At 64.1% G+C, this 6,801-nt stretch carries 5 protein-coding genes; 3 read left to right on the plus strand and 2 right to left on the minus strand.

The window, feature by feature from the left end; genetic code table 11:
- Positions 1–14: 14 nt before the first annotated feature.
- Entirely contained in the window at positions 15–1,070 is a 1,056-nt protein-coding gene (locus ACUCV3_RS26135; RefSeq protein ID WP_017502407.1) for a hypothetical protein, read from the plus strand.
- 70 nt (positions 1,071–1,140) lie between these two features.
- Here ACUCV3_RS26135 and ACUCV3_RS26140 read toward each other — a convergent pair whose 3' ends face one another.
- Positions 1,141–2,364, minus strand: coding sequence for a polyhydroxyalkanoate depolymerase (locus ACUCV3_RS26140; RefSeq protein ID WP_279728414.1), 1,224 nt, complete (start codon positions 2,362–2,364; stop codon positions 1,141–1,143).
- Positions 2,365–2,547: 183 nt separating this feature from the next.
- On the opposite strand from ACUCV3_RS26140, the gene ACUCV3_RS26145 reads away from it, so the two are divergent.
- Together ACUCV3_RS26145 and ACUCV3_RS26150 are read left to right on the plus strand one after the other, a co-directional pair.
- Complete coding sequence (locus tag ACUCV3_RS26145; RefSeq protein WP_004207782.1) at positions 2,548–3,204, plus strand: glutathione S-transferase; 657 nt, start codon at positions 2,548–2,550, stop codon at positions 3,202–3,204.
- A gap of 43 nt (positions 3,205–3,247) precedes the next feature.
- Complete coding sequence (locus ACUCV3_RS26150) at positions 3,248–4,915, plus strand: M28 family metallopeptidase (protein WP_482241393.1); 1,668 nt, start codon at positions 3,248–3,250, stop codon at positions 4,913–4,915.
- A 117-nt stretch (positions 4,916–5,032) separates the two neighbouring features.
- On the opposite strand, the gene ACUCV3_RS26155 is transcribed toward ACUCV3_RS26150, so the two are convergent.
- Positions 5,033–6,391, minus strand: coding sequence for a glycoside hydrolase family 27 protein (locus tag ACUCV3_RS26155; protein WP_279728411.1), 1,359 nt, complete (start codon positions 6,389–6,391; stop codon positions 5,033–5,035).
- Between the last annotated feature and the right edge of the window lie 410 nt (positions 6,392–6,801).

The following is a 6,801-nucleotide window of genomic DNA, read 5'->3' on the forward strand; positions in this document are numbered from 1 at the left end:
AGGAGTGCCCCAGAATGTATAGCGAGAGCGATCTGCAAGATGCCGTAGCGGCCGGCGCGCTGACGCCCGCCAGCGCCCAGGCGCTGCGCGACCATGTCGCCCGGCTACGCGCCAGTTCGGTGGACGAGGAACATTTTCGCCTGCTGACCGGCTTCAACGATATTTTCGTCGCCATCGCCTCGGTGATCCTGCTGGTCGCGGTCGCGGGACTCGGAAACGAGGTTCACCTCGGCATCACCACCCCGCACCAGCCCTCCTTCGTGTCCGGCCTGTTCGTCGCTGGCACCGCCTGGGGACTGGCTGAATATTTCACGCGACGCCTGCGCATGGCGCTGCCTTCGATCCTGCTGCTGCTCGCCTTTGTCGGCGGCATCGCCTTCACCGCAGCGCTGCTGATCGGACCGATGATCCCCGACGCGCAAAATGACGGCGCGGGCCTGGTCGCCTCGCTCGCCGGCCTCAGCGCCGCGATCGCCGCCTGGTTCCACTGGCGCCGCTTCATGGTGCCGATCACCGTCGCCGCCGGCGCAGCCGGCGCGGCCGCGATCGTTGGCGGCCTTGCCATGTGGCTGATCCCGTTCAGCCACACCCTGCCCTTCATCCTGCTGCTGGTCGCGGGCCTTGCCATCTTCACCCTCGCCATGCGCTGGGACATGAGCGATCCGGGCCGCACCAGCCGCCGCTCCGACGTCGCCTTCTGGCTGCACCTGACCGCCGCACCGATGATCGCCCATTCGCTGTTCCAGTTGCTGGGCATCACCCATGGGCTGGTCGATGCGGGACAGGCCTTCCTGGTGATCCTGCTCTATCTCGCCTTCGGCCTGGTGGCGCTGGCGATCGACCGCCGCGCACTGCTGGTCTCCAGCCTCGCCTACGTCCTCTATGCGCTCTACAGCCTGTTCCAGAAGGTCGGCGCGGTCGAACTGTCCGCCGCGCTCACCGCGCTGGTGATCGGCGGCACGCTGCTGCTGCTCTCCGCCTTCTGGCACCGCGCCCGTGCCGCGATCGTCACTGGCCTGCCGCCGGCACTCGCCAGCCGCCTGCCCTATCTCAATCGCGCAGCCGCCTGATCAACCCAACGAAAAGGGGCCGCTTCCTCCACTGGAAGCAGCCCCTTTTTCACATCCATTCCCGGTGATGTCAGTTCATCGCCAGGATCATGTTGCGCACCTGGGGATAGACCTGCTTTTCCCATTTGCTGCCGGAAAAGACGCCATAATGGCCGACGCCCGGCTGCAGATGATGGCGCTTCAGATGCGGCCGCAGGCCGGTGCAAAGGCCATGGGCGGCCGACGTCTGGCCAACCGCGCAGACATCGTCCTTTTCGCCCTCGACCGTCAGCAGCGCCGTCTTGCGGATCGCGCCGGGGTTCACCGCCCGGCCATGGACCTTCAATTCGCCCTTGGCCAGCAACATGCGCTGGAACACCATGTCGACCGTTTCCAGGTAGAATTCCTTGGTCATGTCGAGGACCGCGAAATATTCCTGGTAGAAGGTCTTGATCTTGTCGGCCTCGATCGTCTTGCCGTCGGCCAGCAGCTGATAGAGTTCGCGATGCTGCGACCCGTGTCGCTCCATGTTCATCGACATGAAGGCGGACAATTGCAGGAATCCGGGATAGACCTCGCGCCCGCGCCCGGCATAGCGGAACGGCACGGTCGAGATCAGATTCTCCTCGAACCATTCGATCGGCTTCTCGTTCGCCAGTTCGTTGACCACCGTCGGCGCCGCGCGCGGATCGATCGGCCCGCCCATCAGGGTCATCGACCTGGGCGTCGCCGCGTCCTCATCCTCGGACATCAGCGCCACCGCGGCGAGCGCCGGCACGCAGGGCTGGCACACCGACACCAGATGGGCGCCGGGCCCGATATCCTGCAGGAACTGGATCACATAATCGACATATTCGTCGAAACCGAAGCGCCCGGCTTCCATCGGCACGTCGCGGGCATTCTTCCAGTCGGTGATATAGACGTCATGGTCCTGCAACAGCGTCGCTACCGTGCTGCGCAGCAGGGTTGCGAAATGCCCCGACATCGGCGCCACCACCAGCACCTTGGGCTGGGCGGTCTCGACATCGTCCTTCACGAAATGCAGCAGGTCGCCGAACGGCAGGTCGAGCACGATCTCCTCGCGCACCTCGACCTCGGCATTGCCGGTCTGGACGCGGTCAATGCCATAGGCGGGGCGCTTGTGGGTCATACGCGCGCCCTGGAACACGTCCATCAGCGCGAACATGCGGCGCGGCATCGGCCAGTCGGCGACCGGACCCATATGGTCGCGCATCGCCAGCGCCATCTGCGCCCCGAAGCGGGCCGGGGCCAGCATGTCTTCCATGGCCTGGTAACCGTCGTAAAGCATTCGCATATTACCAAAACAACCTTGTTCAACCTGGGGGAGACGACTCGGTTCTTCCCTTAAACGCTATACATGCTTTTCATGTTGCACTGCATCATGAATGATGGAAAATAACATTCGGCATATCTGCCAGGGAACCGCCCCTGCGATTTTGCGTTTGGGGGCCGGGAACCGTGTATCGGGAGAGCATGGATGGCCGTCGCGGAACTCACTCTGTCCAGCAAGAACTATTCCTCCTGGTCGCTGCGCGGCTGGCTCTTGTGCCGGCTCGCCGGGCTGAAGGTGGAGGAAAGGATCATCGCCATCGATGATCCGGAAAATCGCGCCGAACTGTTGCTCTTGTCGCCATCGGTGCTGGTGCCGCGCCTCACCCATGAAGGGGCGAGCGTCTGGGACACGCTCGCAATCGCGGAATATCTGCACGAACTCTATCCCCAGGTCGGCATGTATCCGGCCGAACGCATCATCCGCGCCCATTGCCGGTCGGTCTCGGGCGAAATTCATTCGGGCTTCGCCAATCTGCGCTCTGCCCTGCCGATGAACCTCAAGGTCCGCCATGACCGCTTCCCGATCTTCTCGGGCGCCAAGCCCGATATCGAGCGGATCGAGACGATCTGGACCGAATGCCTGGACGCCTATGGCGGCCCCTGGCTGTTCGGGGAAAAGCCGACCGTGGCCGACGCCATGTTCGCGCCGGTGGCGCAGCGCTTCCTCACCTATGCCGTGCCACTCTCACCCAGGTCTGCGGCCTATTGCGACACCATCAACGGCTGGCCGCTGATGCGCGAATGGATCGACGCCGCCCGCGCCGAACCTGACGATATCGAGGAACTGGATATCGAGTTCTGAAACGGCCCTTTCCCCCGCCCTGTGCGGGGGTTAAGGCACGGGCATGAAACACGCCCTCCCCCTCCTGGCCCTTGGCCTTGCCACCCTGTCCTTCCCCGCCAGCGCCCAGACCGATCCGGCGAAAACCGATCCGGCCAAGCTGGAACAGTCGGTCCGCACCATGGCGTCCGACCTGTTCGAGGGGCGCGCGCCCGGCACCGTGGGGGAAGAGCGCACGATCGGCTATCTCGTCGCCCGCTTCGAGCAACTGGGGCTGGAGCCGGGCGGTCCGGACGGCCAGTGGGTGCAGACCGTGCCGCTGCTCCATACCCGCCTTGGCCAATCGGAAAGCCTGTCGGTCGCGCAAAATGGCGCCGCCACCCCCTGGACCTTCGGCAAGCAGGTTTATCTCTCCACCCTTCAGCCCAAGGACAAGGTCACCGTCGCCAACGCGCCGATGGTCTTCGTCGGCTATGGCGTATCCGCTCCCGAACGCGGCTGGGACGATTTCAAGGGCGTGGACCTGAAGGGCAAGATCGCCGTCTTCCTGATCAACGACCCGGACTTTGAAGCCGCCAAGGGCGAAGACCCGTTCGGCAAGTTCGGCGGCAAGACCATGACCTATTATGGCCGCTGGACCTACAAGTTCGAGGAAGCCGCCCGCCACGGCGCGATCGGCGCGCTGATCGTCCATGACACGCCGGGCGCCGGCTATGGCTGGAACGTGGTCGTCAGCCCCGGCGGCGAGAATTATGATCTCGTCCGCCCGGCCGACAAGCTGACCAGCCTGCAGGTGCAGGGCTGGGTCGAGGGCGAGGCAGCAAAGGCGCTGTTCGCCGGTGCTGGTCAGGATCTGGCCGCGCTGCGCAAGCAGGCCCGCTCGGCGAAATTCAAGCCGGTCGAACTCAAGGGAGCCAGCTTCTCCGCCGCCTTCCCGGTCACCCAGGAAGTGGTGAAGAGCGCCAATGTCATCGCCCGCATCCCCGGCGCCAAGCGCCCGGACGAGACGGTCATGTATGGCGCCCATTGGGACGCCTATGGCAAGGGCGCGCCCGACGCGCAGGGCCGCATCTATCGTGCCGGCGCCAATGACGACGCGCTCGGCATGGCCGGCCTGTTCGAGATAGCCCGAACCTTCAAGGCCGGCCCCACCCCCGATCGCTCGATCGTCTTCGCCGCCTGGACGGCGGAGGAACGCGGCCTGCTGGGGTCGGAATTTTATGCCCAGAACCCGGTCTACCCGCTCGACAAGACGGTCGCGAACCTGACCATCGACGTGCTCCAGACCGCCGGCAAGGCCAAGGACGTGATCCTGATCGGCAAGGGCCAGAACGTCCTCGAGGACGATCTCGCCAAGTTCGCAGCCAAGCAGGGTCGCGTCATCACCCAGGAAAGCCTGCCCGAACGCGGCCTCTTCTACCGTGCCGACCATTTCTCCATGGCCAAGCGCGGCGTGCCCGTGCTGCTGATGATGGGCCTCGCCGGCGCATCCGACATGGTCGACGGCGGCCGCGCCGCCGGCCAGGCCTGGATCGATGCCTATACCGGCAAATGCTATCACCAGGCCTGCGACGCGGTCGACGACAGCTGGAAGCTGGATGGCGCCGCGCAGGATGTCGACCTGATGTATGACATCGGCCGCGACCTCGCCTTCTCGGCCCGCTGGCCCGAATGGAAGGCCGGCTCGGAATTCAAGGCCATCCGCGACAAGAGCGCAGCGGTCCGGAAGTAATCCCCTTCTACTCCCCTCCCTTTTAAGGGAGGGGTCGGGGGTGGGTGCCTCCGCAGGAGGCTCACTTCGTTCGCCACCCACCCCTTGTTCCCCTCCCTAGAAAGGGAGGGGAGATACTTATGCAGCGCTCAGCCGATACAGTCCCGCCCCATGCGGCGGCAGGATCGCGGCAACCCGGTCGCCTTCCAGCTTCATCACCGAGCCCTGCCAAAGATCGCGCATCTTGGTCGCCCCAGTGATCCCCAACTGGCTCAGGCTGATTTCCACGCCGCGCGTCTTTTCGCCCGTATTGAACAGCGCGACATAACGATCCCCACTCCCTTCGGCCTTCGCAGACCAGATACGCGCACCATCTTCCATGAAATGGGGCTGGTTGTCGTAACTCGCCTGATTGACCGCGATCACCTCCTTGTTGGTCAGCAACGCCAGCGTCGCCGCATCCAGATGCCGCAGATCGCCGCCCATGATGAGCGGCGACCGCGCGATCGCCCACAGGGTCATCAGCGTCCGCTGCTCGTCCGGCGTGAAGCGGGTATCGCGCTCACCCAGCGCCAGCCGCCCCAGCGGCAGCATGTCCGCATCCGGCCATGATCCCGGCCCGCGATAGGGCGTCCAATTCTCCAGCCGGGTAAACTGCGCCTCCAGCATCGCCCAGTCATCCCAGAAATCGTCGGAAATGCGCCACATCTGCGCATATTTGCGGACATGGTCGCCGCGCATCACCGGCGTCTCGCCCGGAGACAGGCTCAGGATGATCGGCCGCCCGGTCGCAACGATGGCCTTGTGCGCTGCCTCAATCTCCGCCGCATGAGCGTCATAGGGCCGGCTCATATCGTCCATCTTGACGAAATCGACGCCCCAGTCGGCATAGAGGCGGAAGATGCTGTCATAATAGGCCTGCGCGCCCGGCCGCCTCATGTCGACGCCATACATGTCCGGGTTCCAGCTACAGATGCTCTTCCTGTCGGCAATGTCCGCCGCGCGATATTTCGTCCCCAAGATCGGCAAATTCTGTTCCACCGCCGCGCGCGGAATACCACGCATCACATGGATGCCGAATTTCATGCCCAGCGCATGCACGTCCTTGGCAAGCTGGGTGAAGCCCTTGCCCCCGGCGCTGGAGGGAAAACGGTTGGGCGCCGGGATCATCCGGCCATAGCCGTCCATCGCCGGCCTGGGCTTGGCGTTGTAGGTATAGCTCGACGCCTCGGGCTCATACCACTGAATGTCCACGGTGAAGATGTCATAGCCGAAGGGCAGCAGCTTTTCCGCCATGATCCCGGCGGTCTCGCGCGCCTGCGCCTCGGTGATGGTGGTGGCAAAGCTGTTCCAGCTATTCCATCCCATCGGCGGACGCGGCGCCAGCACCGCTTTTCCCGCTTCCGCCGGAGCTGCCCCCGCCCGCACTGCGCCAGCAGCCGCAAGCCCCGCCACGCCGCCCGCGAGCATATCGCGGCGGCTAGCCTTCCATGTCATCCTCATCATTTGTCGGAGTTAATAGGAAGGCGACAAAAATAGCAACAGCCGTTCGTTTCGAGCCTGTCGAGACATCCGGCTCCAAGCCGCCTGGACAAGTGCGCCACCCATCAAAAGACCAAGATGAGCGGCTAGCGGACACTTCCCTATTTCGTCATGCCAGCGAAGGCTGGCATCTCTCTGTTCTTCTCAGAACCCAGAAGGCAGTGAGATCCTCGAAGCGAGGCACGCGCCTCGCTTCGACTTCGCTGGATGACGGAGTTGGGTGGGTTGCGGAATGGCTGCTTACGATAGAGAACAGAGACAAGCTGACGCTTGGCACCAGGCGATAGGCGTTTTATGCCCTGCTCATGGCGCAGACCCAGCATAGCTTCGTAAACCGCAAGGAAGGCCCGATTTATGTATCGGTC

The sequence above is a fragment of the Sphingobium sp. VMM genome, from assembly GCF_056790315.1.

Excerpts from the sequence above, each read along its gene's own strand:
- ACUCV3_RS26135 (WP_017502407.1), top strand. The coding sequence starts at position 15 with ATGTATAGCGAGAGCGATCTGCAAGATGCCGTAGCGGCCGGCGCGCTG.
- ACUCV3_RS26140 (WP_279728414.1), bottom strand. The coding sequence starts at position 2,364 with ATGCGAATGCTTTACGACGGTTACCAGGCCATGGAAGACATGCTGGCC.
- ACUCV3_RS26145 (WP_004207782.1), top strand. The coding sequence starts at position 2,548 with ATGGCCGTCGCGGAACTCACTCTGTCCAGCAAGAACTATTCCTCCTGG.
- ACUCV3_RS26150 (WP_482241393.1), top strand. The coding sequence starts at position 3,248 with ATGAAACACGCCCTCCCCCTCCTGGCCCTTGGCCTTGCCACCCTGTCC.
- ACUCV3_RS26155 (WP_279728411.1), bottom strand. The coding sequence starts at position 6,391 with ATGACATGGAAGGCTAGCCGCCGCGATATGCTCGCGGGCGGCGTGGCG.